The organism is Mesorhizobium sp. 128a (genome assembly GCF_053848025.1).
On the sequence record NZ_JBSPKY010000003.1, the window covers coordinates 428,053 to 452,327 of the forward strand.

Consider the following 24,275-nt stretch of genomic DNA (forward strand, 5'->3'; position numbering starts at 1 on the left):
CGCAACCATTATACGCTGCCCGTCAGGCTCGCCGACAAGAGCAGCAATCCAAACAGGAAGACGAAGGCGGCGCCGCCGATCTCGACGAAGGTGTGGATGCGGTTGCCCATGCGGCCGTCCCCGGCGAAATAAACCGCCCAGTTCTTGGCTGTGACCGCGATCGTCGCCAGCGCCGAGACGGTGATGGCGGTGCCGAGCGACATGGCCAGCACTGAGAGCAGGCCGCCGAGCCAAAGGCCGTTGAGCAGCGCGAAGCTGAGCACGATCAGCGCGCCGGAGCAGGGGCGGATGCCGACGGCGGCCACCGCCGACCATGCCGTGCGCCAGTCGAAGCGGTCGCCGGACAGCAGCGCCGGATCGGGCGCATGCGAATGGCCGCACGTGTCGCAGACCTCGCCGGCATGGTCGTGATGCGCATGACCGTGATGGGAATGATCATGGTGGGAATGATCGTGTCCGGCATGATCATGGGCGCTGTGGTCGTGAGAATGATCATGCGCGGCATGATCGTGATGAGCGTGAAGCGAATACGAATGAGCATGAGCAGAATGGCTGTGGGCGGCATGCGAATGGCCGGCGTGAGAGTGGCCCGCATGCGAATGGCCGGCGTGAGCTGCCGAAAGGCTGTAGGCGGGCGCCTTGCCGAACCAGCGCAGGACCGTGGGCCCAAGCTTGCGCCACAGCAGCCAGGCGCCGAACAGAGTGACGAAGACATAGCTCATGATCTCCATGAACCAGGCTGCGTCGGTCATCGAAATGGCGGTGCCGCGCAGGACAAAATAGGCAAGCAGCATCACCACGATCGCGGTCAGGCCCTGCAGCAGCGCCGAGACGAAGGACAACAGGATGCCGCGCCTGAGCGCCACTTCATTGGCCACCATGTAGGAGGAGATCACCGCCTTGCCGTGGCCGGGGCCGGCGGCGTGGAAAATGCCATAGGCGAAGGACAGGCCGATGAGCAGCCACATCTTGCTGCCGTCCTCGCGCATTTCCTTCATCGCCGCGGCCAGCGCGCGATAGAATTCCTGCTGGCGCAGATTGATCCACATCAGCATGTGGGCGAACGGGCCGGTGGTGGGCGCCATGCCGTCATTGACGCCGATGCCGAGCGAACTCTGGGCGTGAGCGGTGCCGAGAAAGTGCGTCATCACCAGGGCAGCGGCGATGAGGCCGAATGCCAAACGCAGGGACGGTTTCATCACCGGATCTATCCTTCTGGCGGGCAGTTCAGTTCGAGCTTGGTGGCGAAGATCTTGCTCATGTCGGTGCCTGTCGGATCGTTGAAGAAAGCTTCCGTCAGGGTCTTCTGGTTTTCCTTGATCGCCTCGTCCGGGTCGGGCCGGATGACGCTTTTGGTGCAGTTCGAAGGCAGGCCTTCGACGGTGATGTTGGAATCCTCGGTGAAATCGATCGCCGTGTAGAAGGTCGGATCGTAGACACCGAAATCGATCTTGCCGGCGAGCTTGATCGGCACCTTCGGTTCGGATTCGAACAGGATGATCAACTGGTCGTTGTCGAAATTGGCCATCAGGTGCGGTGGCGGCGTCATCGGCACGTCCTTGCCGTCGACGGTGACAAGCTGGAAATAGTTGAACTCGGCCAGCGAGGCATGGACGGTGTCGGCGACATCCTTCAGCTCCTTGTCGTCAAGCTTCAGGTCGGAGTTCTTGTCGAACTCCATCATCACCGTACTCGAAAACAAATCGTCGAAGCGCCAGAGATGGCGCAGCGCTTTCACACTTTGGTGATCCGGCGAGAGGATTACGTCGAGGCGGGCCTCGGCGAAGACGTGAGGATGCGCCGCAACCGCTCCCACGGCGGCAAAAGGCGCCGCCAAGGCCGAAGCCAGCATGATTGCGTGCTGTTTCAGGTGCATTCTCGGTCGCTGTTCCATCGGCCTCGGAGAGATTTCGAGAGGTTACCAGAAAGCGGGCGAAATTGGGACCGCGACATGGTTGAAGCGGGTCAGGCGCCCTCGCGGTTCTTGAACCATTGCACCAAGAAATCGACGAAAACACGGACCTTGGCTGGCAGATAACGGCGGTGCGGATAGACGGCGAAAATGCCGCTGCCCGACTGGATGCGGTCGTCGAGCATAGAAACCAGGCTGCCTGTTTCGAGGTCGGGAGCGGCGATGAAATCAGGCAGCATGGCGAAGCCCAGGCCGGACACGGCAGCGGCACGCGCGGCCATCGGACTGTTGACCTCGATCGGGCCCGACACATTGACGCTGATGGACTCCTCACCATCGCCCTTAAAGCGCCAGTTGGCGAGCGAGCGGCCATTGGTGTCGACGATGCAGGGCATGTTGGCGAGGTCTTGCGGGCGCGTCGGCTTGCCGTGCTTGGCGATCAGCTCCGGCGATGCGCACAGCCTGACCGAAAATGGCCCGAGGCGCCGCGCGATCAGCGATGAGTTCTCCAGCCGCGAGATGCGCACGGCAAGATCGAAGCCCTCCTCGACCAGATCGACAAAACGGTCGTCGAGTTGGATGTCGAGCACGATGTCGGGATGCTGCTTGGCGAAGTCGATCAGCGACTGGCCGATCGGCGCATCGGCGAAGGTGCGCGCTGCCGACAGCTTGATCCGGCCGCGAACGTCGCCGGAGGATTCGCGCACCGCGTCGGCCAGGCTGTCGACCTCGCGCACGATTTCCGAAGCGCGGCTGTAATAGGTATGGCCTGCCTCGGTCATCGAGAACTGCCGCGTGGTACGGTTGAGCAGCAGCGCGCCGAGCTCGTCCTCGAGTTCGCGCACGTATTTCGACAGCAGCGCCTTGGAACGGCCGATCTTGCGCGCGGCGGCCGAAAAACCCTCGGCCTCGACGACGTCGATGAAGGCGCGCATGCGGGTCAGTGTGTCCATGGATCAGGCCTTTCGTGCCGTATCGAGAAGCCGCCGGCCGAGCCGTATCAGGGCAATGTCGCTGCCGGAAGGGCCGAGAAGCGAGAGGCCAAAAGGGGCGCCATCAACCGAGCCCAGCGGCAGTGTGATTTGTGGAAAGCCTGAAAGACCCGAAAGGCACAGAAGATGCAAGGCCCTTTCGCGGTAGGCCTGGAGTTGCTCAGGCGAGCTTTTGACCAGAGGGGCGGGGCCTGGAACCGTGGGAAGGACCAGAAACCCGTCCTGGCCGAGGAGGGCGGCGAGCTCGGACCGGAAGGTCAGGCGGCGCACCGCCTCGGCCTGTGCCGTCTTTGCGTCGATCGTCCGGCCAAAGCCGAAGCGCTCCTCGACGCCCGGTCCGAGATCGCGCTCGCCGGATATGATCCAGGCGCCATGCTCTTGCCAGGCTTCGCAGGCCTGCAGCCGGCGAAAGCACCAGTAGAGCTCCCCCGGGAAGGAAGCAAAGACGTACTCCACCGGCTTTGGCTCGCCGACGACAGTGGCCGCCAGCGCCCTCATCCTGGCATACTCGGCTGCCTCGGCCGGACCGGCGACAAAGGCGTCCAGCCAGCGGATCGAAAGCGGACGGTTGAGCGGGTGCTGATGCGGGTCGCGGCCGAGCAGCAATTTGCCGATCGTCTCATAGGTTTCGATGTCGTCGGCGAACCAGCCGAACGTGTCGAAGCTCGGCGCCAGCTTCATGGTGCCGTCGAGCGAAACGCGGCCATGCGTGGTGCGCAGCCCGATCAGCCCGCAAAAGCTCGCCGGCGTGCGGATCGAGCCGCCGGTGTCGGAGCCGGTAGCAATGTCGGCGAGCTTGCCTGCCACCGCCGCCGCCGACCCGGAGGACGAGCCGCCGGTGACGCGATCAGGGGCCGCCGGGTTCACCGGAAACGGAAAATGCGCGTTCTGGCCCATCAGCGAGAAAGCAAGCTCATCAGTTTGCGTTTTGCCGATGAAACGCGCGCCGGCGTCGAGAATCATCTGTACGGCAGGCGCCGTGCTGGAGGCTGCGTGCGCCTCGTTAAACTTCACCGGATTGCCACAACCGGTGCGATAGCCGGCGACGTCGTAAATGTCCTTCACGGCCAACCTGAGCCCGGCCAGGGGACCCAGTTCCGCATCGGCGACCGGCATGCGACGCAGATCGAGAAAGGCGTTGAGCGGGCCGTGCGTGCCTGGCATCGTTCGATATCCGGATACAGTTGGCGCAGCATTGTTCGATGCCAGAAATTTTACAACCTGGGATACGATTTTTATTGATTGTGAAATCTTTCGATCTTATATCGCGCTTGCCCAAAGTCGCACGTGCCTGTGGGTGTCCGCCGATCCTCGAATGGTGAGGGAAATCGGTAAGGTAACTGGAGCCAACCCCTCCAGTCGGTCTAGCGGCCAACCGCCAGCCCGAGGACACCTTGAAGCAACGACGGTGCGGGCCTTTCTGGTTCTCTTCCGGTTGTCCAAAGACCGGGGTTACTAAAGAGGCACACCTTCATTGCCGGCAGTGCGGACGGGTCTCCCATCCAAGCCAAGGCAGACAAAGCGAACCGAGGCCGGGCAAGGCCAAGGTTCATCGCCGCGAGACGGCGTTTCATGGTTCCGGGGTCTCCACCGGCTGGTTCCATGAATTCGACGTCCCGCCTTTGTTTGACCGCGTGTTCGCGAGGCCGATAGCCTGCGTCCGCACCCTTGTGCGCGCCGAAAGGCGCGATGGAGAGACCCCGATGGCCACCCAGCGCATCCTTGACTTCCTCGCCACCCGACGTCCGTCCGGCCCCTGCCTCGTCGTCGACCTCGATGTCGTGCGCGACAATTTCCGCGCCTTCGAGAAAGCGCTGCCCGATTCCAAGATCTACTATGCGGTGAAAGCAAACCCGGCGCCGGAGATCCTGCGACTCCTTGCTGCGATGGGCTCGTCCTTCGACACCGCTTCCGTTGCCGAAGTCGAGATGGCGATGGACGCCGGTGCGCCGGCGGACCGCATCTCCTTCGGCAACACCATCAAGAAGGAGCGTGACATCGCACGCGCCTACCAGCTCGGCATTCGGCTGTTCGCGGTCGACTGCGTCGAGGAAGTTGACAAGATCGCCCGCGTCGCTCCCGGCGCGCGCGTGTTCTGCCGCGTGCTGACCGATGGCGAAGGCGCCGAATGGCCGCTGTCGCGCAAGTTCGGTTGCGTGCCGGCGATGGCCGTCGACGTGCTGCGCCATGCCAAGACGCTCGGCCTCGACGCCTATGGCGTGTCGTTCCATGTCGGCTCGCAGCAGACCGACCTGACGGCCTGGGACCGTGCGCTGGCCGACGCCAAGAAGGTGTTTGCCACGCTCGCCGACGAAGGCATCGTCTTGAAGATGGTCAACATGGGCGGCGGTTTCCCGACGCGCTACCTACGTGACGTGCCGGTGGCCCAGGCCTATGGCCAGGCGATCTTCTCGGCGCTGCGCAAGCATTTCGGCAATGCCATTCCGGAGACCATCATCGAGCCGGGCCGCGGCATGGTCGGCAATGCCGGCGTCATCAAGTCGGAAGTCGTGCTGATCTCCAAGAAGGCCGACAACGACGATGTGCGCTGGGTATTCCTCGACATCGGCAAGTTCGGCGGTCTGGCCGAGACGATGGACGAGGCGATCCGTTACCCGCTCGTCACTCGTCATGACGGTTCGGAGACCGCACCTTGCGTGCTCGCCGGCCCGACCTGCGATTCGGCCGACGTGATGTACGAAAAGACGCCGTACCCGCTGCCCTTGTCGCTGACCATCGGCGACGAGGTGCTGATCGAAGGCACCGGCGCCTACACGACCACCTACTCGGCGGTCGCCTTCAACGGCTTCGAGCCTCTCCGATCCTACGTGATCTGACGGCTTCGGCCTTCAGATCTCCCCAGGCGGGCGTTTGCGTCCGCCCGGGTTCGCCTGTGGAACAACCTCCGCTCGTGAAGGATCGCGGAAATGAAAATGCCAGTTGAAATCGTGGACCCCTTGCCAGTCCTTGCCATCGTCGCCGAAACCCCTGCCGATGTCGCGGCGCGTGAAGCGTTGCTCGACCGCGCCATGGGGCCGAAGCGGCGCAAGAAGTCGTCGGAGAAGCTGCGGCGCGGCCGCCGGCCTTCCGAAGGCCTCGCCTTTGTCGTGCGCGACGCGGCCGGTGCGGTGACCGGCACCGTGCGGTTGTGGGATGTGCGCCTGGGCGAGGGCGGTCCGGCAGCGCTTCTGCTCGGCCCGCTCGCCGTCGATCCGGCGCTGAAGAACGCCGGCATCGGCTCGGCGCTGATGCGTCATGCGCTGGCCGAAGCCGCGCGTCTTGGCCATGCCGCGGTCCTGCTGGTCGGCGATGCGCCGTACTATGGTCGCTTCGGCTTTTCGGCTGACAAGACCGGATCGCTCGCGATGCCCGGCCCATACGAGCGGCACCGTCTGCTGGCGCTGGAGCTGGTCGAGGGCGCGCTCGACGGCGCGCATGGCACGCTGAAGGCCGCCGGGCGCATGCTCAAGGCGCTGCCGCTGACCTTCGCGGCGTAAAGCCTTCGGCTTTCCGCGGCTCAACAAGCCTCGGCTCGACAAAACCAAAACGCCGCCTCATGGGCGGCGTTTTGCTTTTGCGACGGGATTAGCCGAGCAGCTGGCTGAGCGCCATGGCGACCGTCATGTCGCCTTCGACCTTTATCTTGCCGGACATGAACGCCATGGTCGGGTTGAGGTCGCCGGCGATCAGCGAATCCAGATCGTCCAGCGAGAGCTTGACGGTGCAGTCGGTCGGGGCGTCGGTGGTCGAGACGGTTGCGCCGTCGATGACGATGACGCCGTCGCCGCCGGTATCGAACTTCACCGAATGTTCGAAACCGGCGCTCGCCACGCGCGACTTCATCTTCTCGGCAATCTCCTGAACGCTCATGACTGTTCTCCTCGTCTCGTTGCGTTTTGCCGCGCGTCAATGACCGGCCTCTGCCGAAAGTCGCTGTCTCGCGCGTGCCCGCGATCCTGGGTCGCTCGGCGCATATAGCTTCGAGTTGACGTAAACGTCAACGCAACGTCGATGCGTCATCTCGTTTCAGCCGGAAGGAGTGAGGCGGAGAAATTCAGCCCAGCGACGGGGTCAGTGTTCTGTGGCCGGCTCGGCCTGGGCCGATTCCGCAGGGGCAGGTTCGGTCGTCGTGGCCGGATCCTTGCGACGGCGCATGGCGTTGTCGCGGATCTCATCCTTGGTCAGGAAGTTGACCTGATCGATCAGCACTTCATGCACCAGGTCGGCGCCGACGCGGGCGTTGACGGTGTCGCGTATGGCCTTGCGGAAGGCGTCGAGATCGATGGTTTCCTTCTTGGTGAAGTCGATCTGCGGGTTGGAATAGAGATAGGAATAGACCTGATCGGTCATCAGCGCCTCAGCCGGGATCGACATCTTCTTTATCTCGGCCGGCTCGACCGTGTAGACGAGCTTGGTGAGGAAATAGCCGTCGATCTTGGAGTTGCGGATCAGCGGCACCGAGATGATGTCGGTCTTAACGTAGTCGAGACCGCCCAGCATTGGCTTCGGCGTTTCGCCGACGCCGCGCTCACCGGCCGCCTGGAACGAATAGAACACCGCGCCCAGCGTGGCGGCACAGATCCAGATCGCGGCGGCGATGAATTTGATCACCGGCTTTTCCCGCCAGGTCTTCTCGCGAACATCAGCTCGCCCATCCGAATTCGCCGGCCGAGTAGGTGCCGTCGGCTTCGGCGCGCTGGATGGCGTTCTTTAACAACGTGGCGACCTCGTTGACCGCGTTGAGATGGGCGAGGATTGCGGCTTCGTTCTTCGCCAGCTTCTGGCGCAGCCGTGCCAGGCTGTCGCGATGCTGCTCCAGGAATTCGATTTCGTTGGCGCCCTTCATGGCGCGGGTCAACTCATAGAGGTAGCGGCTCTTGCGGGCGTTCGAGGCCTTGAGGTCATAGCTGGTGTCGTTCTTCAGTCCCGCCGTCTCTTCCTCGACCGCCTCCTCGATGCGGCCGATGATGGCGGCAAGGTTGCCCGGTCGGGCAAAGGGGATCGGCGCCTCGGAAGTCCGCGCCGGCAGGTTGGAAGAGAATTTTGAAAAATCGGCCATTGAAAATCCTGGTCTAGATATTGATGTCGGTTTTGATGGTCGTCTCGTCGCCGGTCATCGACCGTGCGGCCTTGCGCTGCAATTCCTCGACCAGCGAGGTGGACAGCCGCGTCTGCTGGTCGATCTCGGTCTTTTGCGGCCCGGTTGACACCGGCCCGATCGGCACGGTGCGCTTGCCGTCCTTGTAGTGGTCGGCCAGCAGCGACTTGGCGATGCCGATGCCGCCGCGCTCGGCCATGACGTCGGCGACGCGCTCGGCCAGCTGCGATTTCCACATATCGCCGGCCAGCCCCTTGCCGTAGACGCCTTCGGTGTCCTTGGGCAGCATGTTCTGGATGAAGGTCTGCAGGACCATCGCCTCGAACTTCTTGAATTTTCCAGCGGGGTCGGCGGTCGCGGCAGCCTTGTCGGCCGAAGCGCGCGACAGGATCGAGCCGGCATCGACCGAAGCAGCCATGTCGACGGAAAAAGCACCGCCAGCGCCATTGGCCCGCTTGGTGAGCGCGGCGCGGGCTGCCTCGATATCCGTCGCGTCGACGGCTCTGCTGACATCGAGAACGATGTCGCTGGGTGGAGAAATCGCCAAGAAAGTCCGCCTCTTTGCCGGGTTTTCCTGAGCGACCATGCCGCAACAAGCTTGTGGCAGGCTTGCGGCTGAGGGCTAATCGCCGTTCCGCTTCTGGGCGATGAGATCAAGTCGGTCGCGGTCGGAGCGTTCGCGTTCGTCGCGGCTTCGCACATCCTTGTAGGCACGCTCGACCATGTTGGTGCGCGCCGTCGCGGTTGCGATCAGGCCGACCTCCTGCCTGGCGCTTTCGAGGCTCGCTTCCTGCCGCACCAAAGCGTTGGCGATGCGGCGATGGTAAAGGTCCGGAAACAGGACCGCCATCGACTGGTCGGCATCGAAATGCTGGACAAGTTCCTTTGCCTCGGTCCCGGCTGATACCGCCGCCGCCAGGAAGCTCGCGTGGCGGGTTTCGTGCAGGGCCTTCAGCTGCTCCTGCACCTTGACCAGTTTCTTCAGCCGTTCCTTGCGCGTGTTCATCTCACCTCGCCAGGGTCAGGTCGACGAAGCCGTCGACGAACAGCGACAGCATGGTGCCGATGGCGAAGTAGAAGATGATCATGCCGCCGGCGATGACGAAGGGCAGCGAGATGAAATAGACCGGAATCTGCGGCGTCAGCTTGTTGACGAAGCCGATGGTGAGGTTGACCAGTATGGCATAGGCGACGAACGGACTGCCAAGCCGGAGGACCAGGAAGAAGGCGTCCGACACGGTGTCGGTGAGATCGACGAGGGCTGCCTGCGGATTGAAGAAGACGTTGACCGGCGCCACCGTGTAGGAGGTGACCAGAGCGCGGATGATCTCGTGGTCGAAATCGAAGACGAAGAGCAGCAGCAGCGCCGAGAACGAGATGATGGCGGCAAGGGCAGCCTGCGGCTCCGGCTCCTCGATGGCCGGCCCGCCGGTGCCGCCATAGCCGATCAGCATGGCGATGGCCGAGCCCATGAAGCGCAGCGCCTCCATGTAGAGCCTTGTCATGGCGCCGATCAGCCCGCCGACCAGCAGTTCGGAGATGATCATCGGCGCCAGCACCTGCGGACGCGCATCGACGAAGGGAAAGATCTTGTCCCACAGGAAGGCGAGCAGGCCGCCGGTGGCGGCGATCGACACGAACAGCCGGACCTGGACCGGCACGCGGGCGCTGGAGAGGCCCGGCATCAGCATGAAGCAGGCGCCGATGCGGCAGAAGGCGAGGAAGGCGGCGATGACGACGCCTTGCGACAATACGTTCACGAGATTGTCCCGAGCACCTTGATCTCGACGCCCTTGGCGATTTCGACATGGGAGAGCACGGGAAGCGTCGTGAACAGGCGCTCGATGATCATGCGCACATAGGGCCGCGCATCGGGCGCGGTGACGAGGACAAAACGCTCGCCGGCCTCGAGATGCTTACGGATCGCCTTGGTCGCATCCTGGCCGAATTCTTCCAGCTGGCGCGGGTCGATGTCGAATTCGCGCACTTCGCCCTTGGCGTCGCGCTTGAGGCTCTGGTGGAAGGCGAGGTCCCAACGGTTGCCGAGGCGCAGCACCTTGAGCATGCCGCCTTCCGAGAGATCGCCGCAAATCTGCTGGGCCATGCGGATGCGGACATGCTCGACGATCTGCTCGGTGCGGCGCACATGCGGCGCGATCTCGGCGATGGCCTCGATGATCAGGTGCAGATTGCGGATCGAGACGCGCTCGGCCAGCAGCAGTTTCAGCACCGCCTGCAGGCCGGGGTAGGAGATGTGCGAGGTGCAGATCTCGTCAGCGAGTTTTCTGTATTCCGGATCCTGGCGTTCGAGCAGCGCCTTCATGTCCTTGTAGGACAGAAGCTGCGGCAGGTTGTTGCGGATCACTTCGGAGAGATGGGTGAGCAGCACCGACATGTTGTCGGCAAAAGTGTAGTTCTCGCGCTTCAGATCCTCGGCGAAGGTTTCCAGCACCGAGAAGGCGCGCATGCCGAAGGCCGGCTCGCGGATTTCCTCGCCGGGTACGTCGGGCAGGTCACGGGTGCCGAGCAGCACCATGATCTCGCCGACGCGCATCTGATATTCGGCGACAACGGTGCCGTGGACCTTGATCTGGTAGCTCTTCGGCGGGATGCCGAAATCGTCGGCGACCCGCACCTCCGGCACGACGAAACCGTATTGGGTGGCAAACTTCTTGCGCATCTTGGCCATGCGGAACACCAGTTCCTGGTGCGACACCAGCAGCCGCGTCGACAGCTGCTTGCCGATCAAAAGCTCGATCTCGGCGGTGGTCAGCGAAGCCTTGACCGAGTTCTTTTCCTCCTCGACCTTGTTCGCCTTTTCCTGGTCCTTGAGCGCTTCGACGGCGGCAGCCTCACGGTTGGCGCGCATCGGGATGACGTAGCCGAGGCCGGCCATGCCGGCGGCCAGCGTGAAGAACGGGAAGAAAGGCAGGCCGGGCATCAGCCCGAGCAGCACGAGCAGCGAGGCCGCGACATAGAGTGCGCGCGGATGGGCGCCGAGCTGCCCGAATACCGCCTGGTTGGTCGAGCCGCGTGTGCCGCCCTTGGACACCAGAAGGCCGGCGGCCAGCGAGACGATGAGCGCCGGGATCTGGGTGACGAGGCCGTCGCCGACCGACAGCTTGATGAAGACATCGGCGGCTTCGCCCATGCCCATGCCATGCCTGATGTAACCGATGGCGATGCCGCCGACGATGTTGATAGCGGTGATGATGAGGCCGGCAATCGCATCGCCCCGCACGAATTTCGAGGCGCCGTCCATCGAGCCGAAGAAGGAGGATTCTTCCTCCAGTTCCCGGCGGCGCAATTGCGCCGTCTTGTCGTCGATCATGCCGGCGGACAGATCGGCGTCGATCGACATCTGCTTGCCGGGGATGGCGTCGAGGGTGAAGCGGGCGCCGACTTCGGCGATACGAGTGGCGCCCTTGGTGATGACGATGAAGTTCACCACGATGAGAATCAGGAAGACGATCAGGCCGATGACGAAGTCGCTGGCCATCACCAGCCGGGAGAAGCCGGCGATGACATAGCCGGCGGCATGCGTACCCTCATTGCCGTGCGACAGGATCATGCGCGTGGTGGCGATGTTGAGGGACAGACGCAGCATCGTGGCGATGAGCAGCACGGTCGGGAAGGACGAGAAATCGAGCGGCCGCTGGATCCACAGTGCCACCATCAGGATCAGCACCGACAGCGCGATCGAGAAGGCGAGGCCGATGTCGATGAGGAAGGCCGGAATCGGCAGGAACAGCACGGCCAGGATGATGACGATGCCGATGGCGAAGAAGACATCGCGGCCATTCTTGGCCACTGTTCCCGTCGCTAAGCTTTCGCTGATCGCCATATCGTCCCCGAGCCATGGACTGCCCGAACTTGAGGGCAGCCCTTCGAGCCTAACCAGCCAAGCTTGCGCGAGGGTGGGAAACTGGCTACTGCCGAAAGGACAGAAGCTTTGAGGAGAGATCATGCTGGTGATCATCGGCACTATCCGCCTGCCGGCGGAACGGCTCGACGAAGCAAGGCCGGCCATGCAGCGCATGATCTCCGGCAGCCGCGCCGAGCCTGGCTGCCTAGACTATTCCTATGCGCAGGACGTGCTCGACGCCGGGCTCATCCACGTGACGGAGGTGTGGAGCGACAGGGAAGCACTCGACGCGCATTTCCGCTCGCCGCGCATCGCTGACTGGCGGGCGAGCTGGGCAGCGCTCGGCATCGGCGAGCGCAACCTCAAGCTTTATGAGGCCGGCGAGCCCAAACCGACTTGACCAGCACCGGCCATCGGGTCGGGACAGACAACGCCAAAATGACGCCACAAGCGGTCGGCATTGCGGTTGCCTCGCAATGCCGCCGGGCGTATCAGCCAAGGCAGCTTTCAACCCTCGCACATCGGCGAGCTGCCTCGTGTCCGCCATAAGTCACCGCCAAGTCTATGCCCGCCGGCTGCGCGCGGTGCTGATCCGATCGATCCCGATGCTCGAGGCGCGCGGAATCGTCATCGTCCTGCTGGCGAGTGCGGTCGGGGTGATGGCGGGCGGACTGGTCACCGGCATGAGCGCGCTGGTGCAGGGCCTGCACTTCCTGCTCTTCGACGTTCAGCCGGGCGGCCGGCTTTCGGGAATGTTTTCCCTTGCCAGTCCGATGCAGGCGATGTTTCCGGCAATCGGTGGCTTGGTGCTCGGCCTGTCGGTGATCTGGCTGCGCAGGTGGAAATTCCGCACCCCCGTCGATCCTATCGAGGCGAACGCGCTCTATGGCGGACGCATGTCGCTCACCGATACCTTCATCATCGTCGTCCAGACGATGATATCGAGTGGCTTCGGCGCCTCCGTCGGATTGGAAGCCGGCTACACGCAGATCGGCTCCGGCGTTGCATCACGGCTGGCGCGTGCCTTGCGGCTGCGCCGCAACGATGTCCGCATCCTGGTCGGCTGCGGCGCCGCGGGCGCTATCGCCGCCGCCTTCGACGCGCCGTTGACCGGCGCCTTTTACGGCTTTGAACTGATCATCGGAATCTATTCGGTCGCCAACGTCGCGCCGGTGATGACGGCCGCGATCTGCGCTTCGCTGACCGCCGAGACGTTCGGCGGCGTGCCGTTCCCGCTGGAATTGTCCGGCCTGCCTGAACTGACCGCCAGCCAGTATTTGCCGTTCCTGTTGCTCGGGCTGCTCGGCGGCGGCGCCTCGGTCGCTATCATGTATCTGGTAAGCATGGTCGAGCGCGGCTTTGCGCGGCTGGCGATCGATGCCTCGATCCGTCCATTCATCGGCGGCATCTTCGTCGGGCTGCTCGGGTTGATAACGCCGCAGGTGCTGTCCTCAGGCCATGGCGCGCTGCATCGCGAATTCGCGATGAATTACGGGCTCGCCGTCGTTGCCAGCGTCTTCGTGCTCAAGCTCGCGGCGTCGGCGATCTCGCTCGGCTCGGGCTTTCGCGGCGGTCTGTTCTTTGCCTCCCTGTTTCTTGGCGCGCTGCTCGGCAAGGCCTTCGCCGGCGTCATGGCCGTCATCTCGCCTGCAACCGGCATCGACCCTTCCGTCGCCGCCGTCGTCGGCATGACGTCGCTTGCCGTCGGTGTCGTCGGCGGACCGCTGACGATGACCTTCCTGGCACTGGAATCGACTCGCGACCTGACGCTTACCGGCGTCGTGCTGGCGGCCTCGCTGATGGCGGCGATCCTGGTGCGCGAGACCTTCGGCTACTCCTTCTCGACCTGGCGCTTCCATCTGCGCGGCGAGACGATCCGCAGCGCCCATGACGTCGGCTGGATGCGCAATCTGACGGTCGGAAAAATGATGCGCCAGGATGTCCGCACTGTCGATGCCGCAAAGACGCTTGCCGCGTTTCGCAAAGACGTGCCGCTCGGTTCGGCGCAGCGCGTCATCGCCGTCGATGAAGACCAGCATTATGTCGGCGTGCTGATCGTCGCCGAACTGCACAGCGACCCTTCGGACGGCGAGACGCCGGTGCTGGCGCTGGCCAAATTCATGGACGCGGTGCTGGTGCCGACCATGAACGTCCAGTCCGCCGCTGAAACTTTTCAGCGCGCCGGCGCCGAGGAACTGGCGGTGGTCGAGGATTTCGACAATCGGGCCGTTGTCGGGCTTCTGACCGAGGGCCATCTGATGCGGCGCTACGCCGAGGAACTCGACAAGGCGCGGCGCGATCTGTCGGGCGAGGGCTGAGGGCTAGAGCAATTCCAGGAAAAGTGTGAGCGGTTTTCCGTCCGGAATTGCGTCAAAACAAGAAGATTGAGCGATTCTCCGTTTCCATGAACCGTGAAACGCTCTAATTGGCGGTCTTCCGGCTTTGCTTGGCGACAACATTGGCTTTCCGCAGCAGAGTTGGGGCCGGGGCGAAGGGACTCAGCCTGAACTTTTCGATATGTTTGGCGCGGCCTTGCCTTGCGATGAGGTAGTTTGTCATCAGTCTCTCCTCAACGGGCTCCGACATAAAGAACCCTTGAGCGCCGTGGCAGTGTTCGTGGATCAGAAAGTCGAGTTGAGCTTCGTTCTCCACCCCTTCCGCGACAACGGTCAGACCTAGCGAATTGGCCAGCGCGATGATCCCTCGAACCACATTCTGTTTCCTGGTGGAGGAAGCCAGATCGGCCAGGAACGAGCGATCGATTTTCAGTTGGTTCAAGTTGAAATCGGCAAGATACCCGAAGCTCGCATAGCCGGACCCAAAATCGTCGAGTGCCAGGCTGACTCCGATTTCTCGAATTTTCCCGATAGTCTCCAGGGCATTGCGGCTGTCCTGGATAAATATACCTTCCGTGATCTCCAATTGCAGGCGCGATGGCGGCAATCCGGTCTGCTGCAGCATCTCGGTGAGGTGCGTCAGATAGGCATAGGCCTGGAGGCTTTTTCCAGAGACGTTGACTGAACAGATGAACTCCTCGGCAGAAATGGGCATCCATTTGGCGGCTTGCACGCAAGCCTTGCCCAGAACCACCTTGTCGAGTTCCAATATCAAATCACTCCGCTCCGCGATTGGAATGAACGATGCCGGCGGACGAACCGCCCCCGAGACAGGATCGCGCCAGCGGACCAGTGCCTCGGCGCCGGTCATGCGGCCGGTCGCCAGCTCGAACTGGGGTTGCCAAACCAGGAAGAACTCGTCGCAATTAAGCGCCCGTTTGATGGCTGCTTCTTCACCAAGCTGCATGTCGATCTGACTTAGGATCGAGGGCGAAAACGTCACGAAACCGGACCGCCCTTCGGCCTTCGCCTTGTAGAGAGCACTGTCTGCGTTGTGCAGCAACATGGAGATGTCGGAACCATGTTGGGGGAAACACGCCATGCCGATGCTGGCGCCAATGCGCACCTGGTGGCCCTCCAACTCGGCAAACCTGTTCAGCTGCTCGCGCAGACATTCTCCCAAATCGTCACCAACGTTCCGCTCGGCAATAGCCATGATCGCAAATTCGTCTCCGCCCAATCGCACGGCGGCTATGTCGTCGGCCTGCTCGACCGACTCAAGGATTTCGGCAACCGCTTTCAGCAGCAGGTCTCCGACGTGATGACCGAAGGTATCGTTCACGCTCTTGAAGTGGTCGAGATCGATCAGCAGCAACTGAAGCTGTTTGCCGGTCTCCCTCGCCCGGTCCAACATGGCATCCCTGTTGGCTGCCATCCAGGCACGATTCTTCAACCCCGTCGTCGCGTCGCGCCAAGCAAGAAATTCCAGCTGCTTTATCGTTTCCCGGCGCCCGATGAACAGAACCGCCGTCCCCATCGCCAGCAGCGACAGGATCGTCAAGGCAAAGGCTATCTGATAGTTGAACCTCTTCAAGCTGACTTCCGACGAATAGAGATCGGCGTTAACTTCCTCGCCGTATTTGTAATACTCGTCGTTCATCCGGCCGACGATCTGCTCAAGCTCCAAACCCAGTTCCGTCAGGCTTTTTTGATCGAGCGGCAGCCCGGCCGCAATCACGACATCAAGTCGCTTCACCACATCGTTGACGCGTGGCACGATGCCTGCATAAGCTGGAATTGCGCTGATCGTCTCTCTGCCGTCGATCCGGTCGAAGCGTATGTAAACCAGGTCGTTTGCTGTCGACAGTTGATCGAGGCTTTCCTGGGAATTGGGAGCGCCCTCGGCGAGTGAGATCATATCCCTCAGGTGAGTCACGTCGCGTATCGCGATGTGGAATTCGCGGATGGCGAAGAACCCGAACCTAGGCAGCGATGACTCGATCTTGCTGATACTGACAAACAGCATGACGATGAGGATCGCGGAACCGATCGCCGCCAGCCCTATGGCGCTGCCGTAGGTAAGCGGAATTTGCCAGCCTCTCAGTCGAGAACCTACCATTGAGGCCTACAGCCGATCAGTTGCCGGACTCGATCGTCTTGATCAGCCAGACCCATCGCGGCTTGCGGATCGGCGTGTCGAAGGCGGGGTGGTCCTTGAGAGGGTAGATCAGGCGGGTCGGTCCTTGCGTCCGTCGGGTGAGCAACTCCCCGTCCTGGCGGGTTGCGAGAAGCAGAGGCCCTTCCGTCCAATCTTCGTGCGGGATTACCTGCACGTATTCGTCCACTGCCCGCAGGGTAACGGAATCCCTATCTTCCAACCCAACGGATTTGAGCACGTCTCGGAACAGAACGCCTTGAAAGATCAGTTGCCCGTTCTCGAAAGGACTTGTGGTGACGACCTTGTAGACGCCAAGCTTTTCCAACTGCCGCAGCGTGATCGGGATCGACTTGCCGTCCTTCTGAACGTTGAAAGCCACAGTCTCCGGTGGCTCGGGAAAACTGGCCGGTTCTAGCGCCCAAACGGGCAACGCACCGATCGCCAGAACAGCCAGCATCAGCAGGCTGCGCATAAGCATGAACCGGCCCTTCTTCAGCAAGGACAACATATCACTATCCTTCCCACCTGGCGGAGCCGCTACGGATCTTGGCCGCAGGATCTCGCTGGCTAACAGTCGATACTGCCGTTGAAAGCTTAATTTTTTGGTCGGTTTCGTTTCGAAACTGGCGGCGATCGCCGACACAGGCCACTAGGCCGTGAACCCATAAACGGCCAGAAATGACCGGCGCACGGATAGCTTAGGTGGGCAAAGAGGTGCCAATCGCGGTAACGCAGTGATCGCTATTTCGGCGGCTCTATTTCGTGGATCGCCGACCCCGAACCTGATCGTCAGAGGCCGGCAAGATAGTGAGCCATGGCAGCGATGTCGTCGGCCGACAAATTGCGCACCAAGGTCGTCATGCTGGCCTTGTCGGGGCGCTTGTTATCGTGAAAGTCGGAGAGGGTTTTGATCAGGTAGTCCAGCTTCTGATTTGCGACGCGCGGAGTGTTGGCGCGTCCGACGAAACCCTCCTGGTGGCACGAGGTGCACGTCTTCAGGACGTCGAGCGCTTGGACGCGGGTAATGCTCGCTGCGTCGGCCGGCTCGCGGTAGGCGGGCCAGGGCAGTGCAGAGAAGTAGACCGCAAGCGCAACCATGTCGTGGTTAGAAAGATTCTTAGCGATCGGGCCCATGACGTTGCTGGTGCGCTTTCCCTTGCTAAATTCCTGCAAAACTATCAGCAAATTGATCTTGTGCTGGCCGGCGATGATCGGCACGTTCTGAACAACCGGGAGACCATCCGCACCGTGACAGGTCGCGCAATGCTGGACCTTGTCGGCGATCTCCGGCGGGGGTGGCGCAGCATTGTTCTGTGCTCCAGCCGGCAGCGGACCGAGGGCCACGAGAGCGGCGATGACGAACGGAGCGAGCGCGTTGCTGCAGGGCATGCGAGGCCCCCAGATCGGGACTTAAGCTAAAGTGTGATGCTGATTTTATCACGAGATGCAACCGTAGGCGAGCGGACTCCCTCGCCTCCATCCGACTTGGCTGCGTTTTTATGAGTTCACGCCCTAGAGCCATGTGTGGCCCGGCTCAGACGAAATCAGTGCTCGATCGGGCCTTTCGCCATCACCAGCGCGGTGCCGGCGGTCGTCGGGCGCTCGATCAGGCGGCGCACGCGCGGCGGTTCGTCGCCGCTGTGCAGCGCCCGCAAGCGCTCGCCGACGACGGCGTCGGCATAGGTGGCGCGCCGGTTGTGGCGGATGTATTCCAGCCAGGTCGGCGTGTGGTAGTGCTCGATCCAGATCGCCGGATTTTCGAGGTCGCGCGCCAGCGTCCAGTTGCGGGCGCCGTCGCGGCGGCGGATGCGTCCGCGCTCGGCCATGGTGGCGAGGAATTCGGGCACATCCTCGTCGCGAATGACATACTCGATCATGATGGCGATCGGGCCGCTGCGCGGCTTGAGGTCGAGGCCGAGATGCGGCTCCTTGAAGCGGTTGAGCGGATCGAGGTTGAGCGCGGCCTGTTGCGGCAAGGGCAGGAGCAGGCCAATGGAGCCGCCGACAAGCATGGCGATGGCCGCGGCGATCAACGCGGTTTCAGCGCCATGCGCGTCGGCAACCACGCCCCACACCCAGCTGCCCAGCGCAATGCCGCCGAAAGTCGCCGTCTGGTAGACCGAAAGCACCCGGCCGACGACCCAGCGCGGCGTCGACATCTGCACGGTGACGTTGAAGTGCGACAGCGCAATTACCCAGCAGGCGCCGCCGATGAGCAGACCCGCCGCGGTCTGCCAGGCATTGTGGCTGATTGCGGCGTTGAAGGCGCAGACGGCGAAGCCGGCGAAGGCCATGCGCACCATCGTCTCGCTGGACAGCAATTGCCGCAGACGCACGCTGATCAGCGCGCCGCCGACGGCGCCGATGCCGAAGGCGCCGAGCATGATCCCGTAGGTCAAGGCATCGCCCTTGACGATGTCGCGCGCCACCAGCGGCAGCAGCGCCAGCACCGCGCCGGCGCTGAAGCCGAAGGCCGAGCCCCTGACCAGCACCTTGCCGATGTTGGGCGACATGGCGACATAGCGCAGGCCGGCGCCCATGGCGGCACCCAGCGTCTCGCGCGGCAGCGTCGAGACCGGCAGCTCCGGCTTCCAGCGGAAGAGCACGATGATGAGGCCGATATAGCTCAGCGCATTGGCGGCAAAGGCAGCGGCCGCACCGGCGGCGGCAACGATGATGCCGCCGATCGCCGGACCGACGCTGCGCGTCAGGTTGAAGCCGAGGGAATTCAGCGCAACGGCCGCCGGCAGCTTGTTGCGGGGCACCATGTCGCCGACCGACGCCTGCCAGGACGGGTTGTTGAGCGCCGTGCCGCTGTCGATCAGGAAGGTGAAGGCAAGCAGCGTCCACGGCGTCATCCAGCCGTTCCAGGTGAACAGCGTCAGAAGTGCGGAGATGACCAGCATGAAGACCTGGGCGATCAGCATCACCTTGCGCCGGTTAAAGCTGTCGGCGATGGCGCCGGCGACGAGTGCAAACAGCATGATCGGCAGAGTGGTCGAGGCCTGGACCAGCGCCACCTGATAGGGCGAGGTGGCGATGGTGGTCATCATCCAGGCGGCGCCGACGCCCTGGATCAGGCCACCGAAATTCGACACCAGGCTGGCCGACCAGACGGCGCGAAAAATACCATGCCGGAACGGCGCCAGCGCCGAGACGCGTTCGCTGTCCGGCTCGTCATCGATCATCAGACCTGTCCCACCTTCATGCGCTGGTTTCGTCCGCCGGGACGGCAATCATGGCATCCGTTTGAAATAGAGCACGACATCCAAAAGGGCGAACGCCTCTTTGAAAAAGATCATGGTCCAACAACAGGGTAGCAAGGCAAAAATACGTCAGCCGGCAAGGGTTCGCTCCCCAGGGCGATGTTCTCGTTGGTCCACCGCTCGGGGGTATCGGACGGGGGCAAAGTCAGCTTCTGTCGCGGGCGGCGGCATGCAAAGCTTCGGTCAGCGTGCCGGTCGTCTCGCCGCCGGCGTGAAGGCGCAGGAAAAGCTCCATGCCGACAAGCCGCAGTCTGGACGGTTCCTCGTGCCGCGCGAGCTGGATCATGTCCTCCACGCTGGCGGCGGGCCACTTCATGGCGTCGCGCAGGAAGCCGCCGCGCAGCAAAGTCTCCGTGCCGGCAGAAAATTCGGACGACATCCCGAAGCCGATCTTGCGCGCCTGGACGTTCTGGCGCGGAATATGTTTTTGCGCGACCTTTCGCAAAAGCCATTTTCCTGTTTTGTCGCGGTATTTATGCCGCCGCGGCAAATGGATCGCAAAATCGATCAGCCGGTTTTCCAGGAACGGGACCCGTAGCTCCACGGACGCCGCCATGCTCAGGCGGTCGTGCCGATGCAGGATGTCCTGCAGATGCGAATAGAGGTCATAGAGGCAGCTTCCGAGAAAGGCGCGATCGGCGGGCGGCGTCACCGGTTCCAGGCGGTCGAAGATCTCGGTCTGCAGGAAATTCAGCTCCGGCGACAAAGCACGCAGGATCATGCTGCGCTCCATCTGTGAGTGGCCGCCAACCGAGAGCTTGTAAGGGGCGCGGCGCTGCTGTTCGAATTTCCGGTCGAGCGAGCGCTTCGAATGCAACAGACGCCGGGGCCACGACCAGGAACGCCATTTCCTCATGCTCAAGGCCTGCAGGGGGTAACCGCCAAACAATTCGTCGGCGCCTTCCCCGGTGAGCAGCACCTTGATGCCATCGGCCCGGCATTGTTCGGCAAGCGCCAGCAGCCCGACATGGCTGGCGTGCCAGCCATCGCTTTCAATATGCCAGATTACCCTTGGCCAAAGTTCGAAAAACCGGTTCCTGTCGACCGGCACCCGGCGCAAGGGCACGCCGACATGGCGGCCGGTGCGCTCGGCGTCTTCGGCCTCGCTGCGGCCGAGCTGCGGGTCGACGACATAACCATGGACCTCCGGCCTGAACTGCTTTGCCAGCGCCGTTATCAGACCGGAATCGATGCCGCTGCTGCAGGCCGTGGCGAGAGCGGTGTCGGCGACGCAATGGAGCCCGACGCTGTCCTTCAGCAATGCCTCCAGCGTCGTCATGTGCTCTGCATCGGAGGCCACGGTGCCGGTGATACGCGCGGTCTCCAGCACGTCCAGCACATGCCAGAAGCGGCGCTTTTCTATACCGCCATCGGTGATCTTCCACAGGCCGGCGGGCGGCAGCCGCTCGATGCGGTCGAACAGGCTGTAGCTGGAATCACGGCTCTGCCAGGCCAGTCGCAAGGTCATCTCGCGTCTGTCGATATCGCGCGGGAAACCGGCGCAGGCGAGGAGTGCCTTGTCCTCCGAGGCAAACACGATCCGCTCCGGCATCTCCGCCACCGACATCGGCTTGATGCCGAGACGATCGCGGGCAAGCCACAGCGCACCGTTGCGGGCGTCGAAATAGGCGAAGGAAAACATGCCGTCGAACAGCGGCACGGCCTTTTCGGGACCCCAGTGATGCAAGGCTTCGAGAACCACTTCGGCATCGCAGATGGTTCGAAAGACGACGCCTTGCGCCTGCAGCGTCTCGCGCAGCGAGCGGTAATTGTAGACCTCGCCATTGTAGACGAGGACGCCCTGGCCGGATGCGGTCAGCATCGGTTCGCGGGCGGCGTGCGAGGGGTCGATGATGGTCAGCCGGCGGTGCCCGAGTGCCAGCCGGTTGTTGCTCCAGCTGTCATGATCATCGGGGCCGCGATGCACCAGCGCCTGCATCATGTTGGCGACATCCGATAGGTCGTTGGCGTCGATCGGGTTTCGTTTGCGCCAGACGCCGGCTATTCCGCACATGGCCTGCCGGTGAGTTCTGTCTGAGTCATGGCCTGCAATCTAGCCGGAACACGGCTGCCTGCAAGCGGCGCCTAGAACCCGTTTTCGATGCGCTCGAAGATGACGTTGGTGAAGGCCGAGATCTGGCTGCCGATGAACGGACCGGTCAGCGCCACGACCAGCATGATGGCGACGATCTTGGGCACGAAGGTCAGGGTGATTTCCTGGATCTGGGTCAGGGCCTGGATCAGCGCGATGCCGATGCCGACCGCCATGGCGACCAGCACCACCGGCGCGGAAGCGGTGAGCACCGTCCACACCGCGTACTGGACGATGTCGAGTGCGTCGGCCTCGTTCATGTGAGTGCGCCTCTGCGGAACCGGCCTAGCTGGCCGGCTTGATCGAAACGCCCGCGCCAACCGGCACTTCGGTGCCGTTCTGCAGTACCGCGATCAGGCCGTTGCTGGCAAGCTTGACGGAGGCCACGACGCCCGTCGTCTTGCCGTCGGCGGAAGTGATTGAGCGGCCGATCAGGGCGTCCGCCTGCGACAGCGCCGAGGACTGCATGATCTGCTCGAGCTTGGTGTTGGTCTGCACCGATTGCTCGACCTGCGAGAAGGTGGCGAGCTGGGCGACATACTGCGTCGAATCCATCGGTTTCGTCGGATCCTGGTTCTTCATCTCGGCGATCAGCAGCTTCAGGAACGATTGGTAGTCGACCGCTGTCTTCGAAGTTTGCTGGGTGCCCTGGTTGGCGCCCGTCGGGATCGTCGTCGTCATGTCTACATTCATCAGTATCGTGCTCCCACGGCCTGCGGGCGCTGCGCACCCTGAACATCGTCATTGCCGCCAAGCGCGCGGCGTTCGAGCGGATAAAGCGCGCGGATCGCCTTAAGCGCTTCATAGATGTGGTCTTCACCGACCATGCGGTCGATCTGCTTCAGCGCGCTGTTAATCTGCTCGTCCTCGAAGCTTGCCAGCAGCAGGGGGAGTGAGCGGCGAAACATGGCGCGCGCCTCGACCGCGCCGGCCGGGTTCATCAGCATGACCTGCAGGATGAAGTAGAGCTGCTTCAGCGGTGTCGAGGCCTCGTCGGCCTGGATGACATGGTTCTCGAGCAAAAACTGCACATCGTTCATCAGCTCGACGGTGACCTTGCGGTCGACGCGGATGACGGCGCCGTTGATGTAGATCTTCTCGTTCGGCTTCAGCGATATCTTCAACGTGTTGGTCATTGAATGCCGTCCCGGATGATCTGGGACACTTCGATCAGGCCTTCGAAATTGTCGGTGCGGCCCTGGCGGATGTCCTCGGCCTCGCGCAGCAGCCACAGGCCGATGGAGATGAGGTTGGCGCGCAGTTCCTTGGGCAGGACATTGTCGCTGGAGCCGAGATCCTCGACGAATGTGGTCCAGACCCGGTTGGTGAAGTGCAGCGCCTCGACCGCCTCCATCGAAGTGTGACCGACGGCCGCCGCTGCTGCCAGCATCTCGATCGAGCGGGTCAAAAGCTGCCGCTCGCGATCCTTCGCATCGGCAACGGAGTCGGTCTGAACGTCGGCGTAGGAGAATTGGTACATCGTTTGGCTCTACCGTTGCGGTTGAGATTGTCAGGTCAGGTAGTTCAGCAGACTCATCTGCTGCAGGCGCGCGGTCAGCGCGAAGGACGTCTCGATATGCTGTGTCAGATCCGCGACGCGGGTGGCTGCCTCGGCCGGATCGACGTGTTCCAGATCGAGGATATGACGTTCGAACAGGTCGACCTGCGTCTTCATCCGGTCGCTGGCGTCGGACACACGCTTCTCGGCAAGGCCGGTCTCGGCCTGCAGCTGGCCGAGCCCGCCCAGCGCCTCGCCGACCATCGCCTGGGCGCGGCCGACAACGGTGGTCTTCGCCGCCTGGCTGATGTTGCCGGAGAGCAGGTCGGTGACCATGGCGGAAGCCATCGCAAGTTTTCGGATGCTGTCGTTATTGGCGCTGGCCGATGTCTGGGTGGTTTCGCCGAGCGAAATGCGGCTGACAATCTGCTGGTCGGTGGCGTTGGACCAATTGGCCTGCCAGCCCGCGCCCATGAACTGCGGCACGACATTGCTGGTGATGAAGGCGTCCATCTGGGCGGCGGTGATGTTGGCGGCGAGCGGGTCGTTCTGCGTGAAGCCGAAATAGGACGAGAAGGAAGCGTCGAATGCCGCCTTGGCGGGCGAGCCGGTGGCGGTGAAATCGTCGATCGGCTTGACGTCGGTATTGGTGCCGGCAAACAGATATTCGCCGTTGACGCTGGCGTTGAGGATCGAGGTCATCTGCTGCACGGCGGCCTTGCCGGCTTGCTGTGTGATGGTGCTCGAGGAATTGCCGGCGGCGGTCAGCGCGGTCAGCAAATTCTGCGCCGTGTCGGAAAGCTGCCCAAGCGCATCCTGGGTCGAAGACAGCCGGGCGGTGACCAGCGAATTGGAATCGATGATGACGTTCAACCGGTCGAGATCGCGCGAGAATGTCACCGCCTGCGAGGTGCGCGCGCCGAGCGCCAGGCCGACATCGGCGACGATGCCGGTCGTCGATTCCTTGGTGGCTTTGACCAGCTCGGCCTGCATGCGCATCTGCTGGTAGCGCGCGGCGTTGGAAAGGGCGGCTGAGGAGACGGATGTGGCTTTCATGG

Annotated in this window: 25 protein-coding genes; 4 read left to right on the top strand and 21 right to left on the bottom strand. The window is 62.8% G+C overall.

Annotated features, from left to right (window positions below; genetic code table 11):
- Nucleotides 1–8: 8 nt before the first annotated feature.
- The 4 genes from ACWTU9_RS08385 to ACWTU9_RS08400 all read right to left on the bottom strand — a co-directional run bounded on the left by ACWTU9_RS08385 (nucleotide 9) and on the right by ACWTU9_RS08400 (nucleotide 4,068).
- Nucleotides 9–1,199, bottom strand: coding sequence for a nickel/cobalt transporter (locus tag ACWTU9_RS08385; RefSeq protein WP_455857943.1), 1,191 nt, complete (start codon nucleotides 1,197–1,199; stop codon nucleotides 9–11).
- An 8-nt stretch (nucleotides 1,200–1,207) separates the two neighbouring features.
- Nucleotides 1,208–1,876, bottom strand: a complete 669-nt coding sequence (locus ACWTU9_RS08390; protein ID WP_454585772.1) for a DUF1007 family protein — start codon at nucleotides 1,874–1,876, stop codon at nucleotides 1,208–1,210.
- Between the two features lie 89 nt (nucleotides 1,877–1,965).
- Nucleotides 1,966–2,865, bottom strand: coding sequence for a LysR family transcriptional regulator (locus ACWTU9_RS08395; protein ID WP_454585771.1), 900 nt, complete (start codon nucleotides 2,863–2,865; stop codon nucleotides 1,966–1,968).
- A gap of 3 nt (nucleotides 2,866–2,868) precedes the next feature.
- A complete protein-coding gene (locus ACWTU9_RS08400) occupies nucleotides 2,869–4,068 on the bottom strand; it encodes an amidase (RefSeq protein ID WP_455857894.1) in 1,200 nt (399 codons plus the stop codon).
- A 539-nt stretch (nucleotides 4,069–4,607) separates the two neighbouring features.
- Between ACWTU9_RS08400 and odc2 the strand changes: the two genes are divergently transcribed.
- Nucleotides 4,608–5,741, top strand: a complete 1,134-nt coding sequence (gene odc2 / locus ACWTU9_RS08405) for an ornithine/lysine decarboxylase (RefSeq protein ID WP_455857895.1) — start codon at nucleotides 4,608–4,610, stop codon at nucleotides 5,739–5,741.
- Nucleotides 5,742–5,831: 90 nt separating this feature from the next.
- Nucleotides 5,832–6,401 carry a GNAT family N-acetyltransferase gene (locus ACWTU9_RS08410; RefSeq protein ID WP_455857896.1) on the top strand — a complete coding sequence of 190 codons (570 nt, stop codon included), beginning with the start codon at nucleotides 5,832–5,834 and terminating at the stop codon, nucleotides 6,399–6,401.
- Between the two features lie 88 nt (nucleotides 6,402–6,489).
- On the opposite strand, the gene ACWTU9_RS08415 is transcribed toward ACWTU9_RS08410, so the two are convergent.
- From ACWTU9_RS08415 to flhA, 7 genes are all read right to left on the bottom strand, one after another.
- Nucleotides 6,490–6,774: an SCP2 sterol-binding domain-containing protein gene (locus ACWTU9_RS08415; protein ID WP_455857897.1), complete on the bottom strand. Its 285-nt coding sequence runs from the start codon at nucleotides 6,772–6,774 to the stop codon at nucleotides 6,490–6,492.
- Nucleotides 6,775–6,975: 201 nt separating this feature from the next.
- On the bottom strand, nucleotides 6,976–7,515 hold the full coding sequence (locus tag ACWTU9_RS08420; RefSeq protein WP_454585768.1) for a hypothetical protein: 540 nt from the start codon (nucleotides 7,513–7,515) through the stop codon (nucleotides 6,976–6,978).
- Nucleotides 7,516–7,546: 31 nt separating this feature from the next.
- Entirely contained in the window at nucleotides 7,547–7,963 is a 417-nt protein-coding gene (locus ACWTU9_RS08425; protein WP_142865992.1) for a hypothetical protein, read from the bottom strand.
- A gap of 13 nt (nucleotides 7,964–7,976) precedes the next feature.
- Nucleotides 7,977–8,549, bottom strand: a complete 573-nt coding sequence (locus ACWTU9_RS08430) for a rod-binding protein (protein WP_455857898.1) — start codon at nucleotides 8,547–8,549, stop codon at nucleotides 7,977–7,979.
- 75 nt (nucleotides 8,550–8,624) lie between these two features.
- Nucleotides 8,625–9,008 carry a hypothetical protein gene (locus ACWTU9_RS08435; RefSeq protein WP_455857899.1) on the bottom strand — a complete coding sequence of 128 codons (384 nt, stop codon included), beginning with the start codon at nucleotides 9,006–9,008 and terminating at the stop codon, nucleotides 8,625–8,627.
- Nucleotide 9,009: 1 nt separating this feature from the next.
- A complete protein-coding gene (fliR, locus tag ACWTU9_RS08440; RefSeq protein WP_455857900.1) occupies nucleotides 9,010–9,762 on the bottom strand; it encodes a flagellar biosynthetic protein FliR in 753 nt (250 codons plus the stop codon).
- Nucleotides 9,759–11,846, bottom strand: coding sequence for a flagellar biosynthesis protein FlhA (gene flhA, locus ACWTU9_RS08445; RefSeq protein ID WP_454574538.1), 2,088 nt, complete (start codon nucleotides 11,844–11,846; stop codon nucleotides 9,759–9,761). The genes fliR and flhA overlap by 4 nt, the downstream gene beginning before the upstream one ends.
- A gap of 121 nt (nucleotides 11,847–11,967) precedes the next feature.
- Between flhA and ACWTU9_RS08450 the strand changes: the two genes are divergently transcribed.
- Both ACWTU9_RS08450 and ACWTU9_RS08455 read left to right on the top strand, forming a co-directional pair.
- Complete coding sequence (locus tag ACWTU9_RS08450; protein WP_455857901.1) at nucleotides 11,968–12,267, top strand: putative quinol monooxygenase; 300 nt, start codon at nucleotides 11,968–11,970, stop codon at nucleotides 12,265–12,267.
- Nucleotides 12,268–12,472: 205 nt separating this feature from the next.
- Nucleotides 12,473–14,185, top strand: coding sequence for a chloride channel protein (locus tag ACWTU9_RS08455; protein ID WP_455857944.1), 1,713 nt, complete (start codon nucleotides 12,473–12,475; stop codon nucleotides 14,183–14,185).
- A 103-nt stretch (nucleotides 14,186–14,288) separates the two neighbouring features.
- Here ACWTU9_RS08455 and ACWTU9_RS08460 read toward each other — a convergent pair whose 3' ends face one another.
- The 10 genes from ACWTU9_RS08460 to ACWTU9_RS08505 all read right to left on the bottom strand — a co-directional run bounded on the left by ACWTU9_RS08460 (nucleotide 14,289) and on the right by ACWTU9_RS08505 (nucleotide 24,273).
- Nucleotides 14,289–16,322 carry a putative bifunctional diguanylate cyclase/phosphodiesterase gene (locus ACWTU9_RS08460; protein WP_455857902.1) on the bottom strand — a complete coding sequence of 678 codons (2,034 nt, stop codon included), beginning with the start codon at nucleotides 16,320–16,322 and terminating at the stop codon, nucleotides 14,289–14,291.
- A 16-nt stretch (nucleotides 16,323–16,338) separates the two neighbouring features.
- Nucleotides 16,339–16,860, bottom strand: coding sequence for a molybdopterin-dependent oxidoreductase (locus tag ACWTU9_RS08465; protein ID WP_454585763.1), 522 nt, complete (start codon nucleotides 16,858–16,860; stop codon nucleotides 16,339–16,341).
- 290 nt (nucleotides 16,861–17,150) lie between these two features.
- A complete protein-coding gene (locus tag ACWTU9_RS08470) occupies nucleotides 17,151–17,750 on the bottom strand; it encodes a c-type cytochrome (RefSeq protein ID WP_455857903.1) in 600 nt (199 codons plus the stop codon).
- A gap of 155 nt (nucleotides 17,751–17,905) precedes the next feature.
- Nucleotides 17,906–19,549, bottom strand: a complete 1,644-nt coding sequence (locus tag ACWTU9_RS08475) for an MFS transporter (RefSeq protein ID WP_455857904.1) — start codon at nucleotides 19,547–19,549, stop codon at nucleotides 17,906–17,908.
- A 223-nt stretch (nucleotides 19,550–19,772) separates the two neighbouring features.
- Nucleotides 19,773–21,641, bottom strand: a complete 1,869-nt coding sequence (gene asnB / locus ACWTU9_RS08480; protein WP_455857905.1) for an asparagine synthase (glutamine-hydrolyzing) — start codon at nucleotides 21,639–21,641, stop codon at nucleotides 19,773–19,775.
- A 71-nt stretch (nucleotides 21,642–21,712) separates the two neighbouring features.
- Complete coding sequence (gene fliQ / locus ACWTU9_RS08485; protein WP_127853917.1) at nucleotides 21,713–21,979, bottom strand: flagellar biosynthesis protein FliQ; 267 nt, start codon at nucleotides 21,977–21,979, stop codon at nucleotides 21,713–21,715.
- A gap of 25 nt (nucleotides 21,980–22,004) precedes the next feature.
- Nucleotides 22,005–22,412, bottom strand: coding sequence for a flagellar hook assembly protein FlgD (gene flgD, locus ACWTU9_RS08490; RefSeq protein ID WP_142865976.1), 408 nt, complete (start codon nucleotides 22,410–22,412; stop codon nucleotides 22,005–22,007).
- Complete coding sequence (gene flbT / locus ACWTU9_RS08495; protein ID WP_454574545.1) at nucleotides 22,412–22,855, bottom strand: flagellar biosynthesis repressor FlbT; 444 nt, start codon at nucleotides 22,853–22,855, stop codon at nucleotides 22,412–22,414. Before flbT ends, flgD begins: the two co-directional genes overlap by 1 nt.
- A complete protein-coding gene (flaF, locus tag ACWTU9_RS08500) occupies nucleotides 22,852–23,199 on the bottom strand; it encodes a flagellar biosynthesis regulator FlaF (protein ID WP_454574546.1) in 348 nt (115 codons plus the stop codon). Before flaF ends, flbT begins: the two co-directional genes overlap by 4 nt.
- 30 nt (nucleotides 23,200–23,229) lie before the next feature.
- Nucleotides 23,230–24,273, bottom strand: a complete 1,044-nt coding sequence (locus tag ACWTU9_RS08505; protein ID WP_455857906.1) for a flagellar hook-associated family protein — start codon at nucleotides 24,271–24,273, stop codon at nucleotides 23,230–23,232.
- Between the last annotated feature and the right edge of the window lie 2 nt (nucleotides 24,274–24,275).

Coding starts and splice junctions, on each gene's coding strand:
- ACWTU9_RS08385 (WP_455857943.1), bottom strand. CDS start 1,199: ATGAAACCGTCCCTGCGTTTGGCATTCGGCCTCATCGCCGCTGCCCTG.
- ACWTU9_RS08390 (WP_454585772.1), bottom strand. CDS start 1,876: ATGCACCTGAAACAGCACGCAATCATGCTGGCTTCGGCCTTGGCGGCG.
- ACWTU9_RS08395 (WP_454585771.1), bottom strand. CDS start 2,865: ATGGACACACTGACCCGCATGCGCGCCTTCATCGACGTCGTCGAGGCC.
- ACWTU9_RS08400 (WP_455857894.1), bottom strand. CDS start 4,068: ATGCCAGGCACGCACGGCCCGCTCAACGCCTTTCTCGATCTGCGTCGC.
- odc2 (WP_455857895.1), top strand. CDS start 4,608: ATGGCCACCCAGCGCATCCTTGACTTCCTCGCCACCCGACGTCCGTCC.
- ACWTU9_RS08410 (WP_455857896.1), top strand. CDS start 5,832: ATGAAAATGCCAGTTGAAATCGTGGACCCCTTGCCAGTCCTTGCCATC.
- ACWTU9_RS08415 (WP_455857897.1), bottom strand. CDS start 6,774: ATGAGCGTTCAGGAGATTGCCGAGAAGATGAAGTCGCGCGTGGCGAGC.
- ACWTU9_RS08425 (WP_142865992.1), bottom strand. CDS start 7,963: ATGGCCGATTTTTCAAAATTCTCTTCCAACCTGCCGGCGCGGACTTCC.
- ACWTU9_RS08435 (WP_455857899.1), bottom strand. CDS start 9,008: ATGAACACGCGCAAGGAACGGCTGAAGAAACTGGTCAAGGTGCAGGAG.
- flhA (WP_454574538.1), bottom strand. CDS start 11,846: ATGGCGATCAGCGAAAGCTTAGCGACGGGAACAGTGGCCAAGAATGGC.
- ACWTU9_RS08450 (WP_455857901.1), top strand. CDS start 11,968: ATGCTGGTGATCATCGGCACTATCCGCCTGCCGGCGGAACGGCTCGAC.
- ACWTU9_RS08455 (WP_455857944.1), top strand. CDS start 12,473: ATGCTCGAGGCGCGCGGAATCGTCATCGTCCTGCTGGCGAGTGCGGTC.
- ACWTU9_RS08460 (WP_455857902.1), bottom strand. CDS start 16,322: ATGGTAGGTTCTCGACTGAGAGGCTGGCAAATTCCGCTTACCTACGGC.
- ACWTU9_RS08470 (WP_455857903.1), bottom strand. CDS start 17,750: ATGCCCTGCAGCAACGCGCTCGCTCCGTTCGTCATCGCCGCTCTCGTG.
- ACWTU9_RS08475 (WP_455857904.1), bottom strand. CDS start 19,549: ATGATCGATGACGAGCCGGACAGCGAACGCGTCTCGGCGCTGGCGCCG.
- asnB (WP_455857905.1), bottom strand. CDS start 21,641: ATGTGCGGAATAGCCGGCGTCTGGCGCAAACGAAACCCGATCGACGCC.
- fliQ (WP_127853917.1), bottom strand. CDS start 21,979: ATGAACGAGGCCGACGCACTCGACATCGTCCAGTACGCGGTGTGGACG.
- flgD (WP_142865976.1), bottom strand. CDS start 22,412: ATGAATGTAGACATGACGACGACGATCCCGACGGGCGCCAACCAGGGC.
- flbT (WP_454574545.1), bottom strand. CDS start 22,855: ATGACCAACACGTTGAAGATATCGCTGAAGCCGAACGAGAAGATCTAC.
- flaF (WP_454574546.1), bottom strand. CDS start 23,199: ATGTACCAATTCTCCTACGCCGACGTTCAGACCGACTCCGTTGCCGAT.
- ACWTU9_RS08505 (WP_455857906.1), bottom strand. CDS start 24,273: ATGAAAGCCACATCCGTCTCCTCAGCCGCCCTTTCCAACGCCGCGCGC.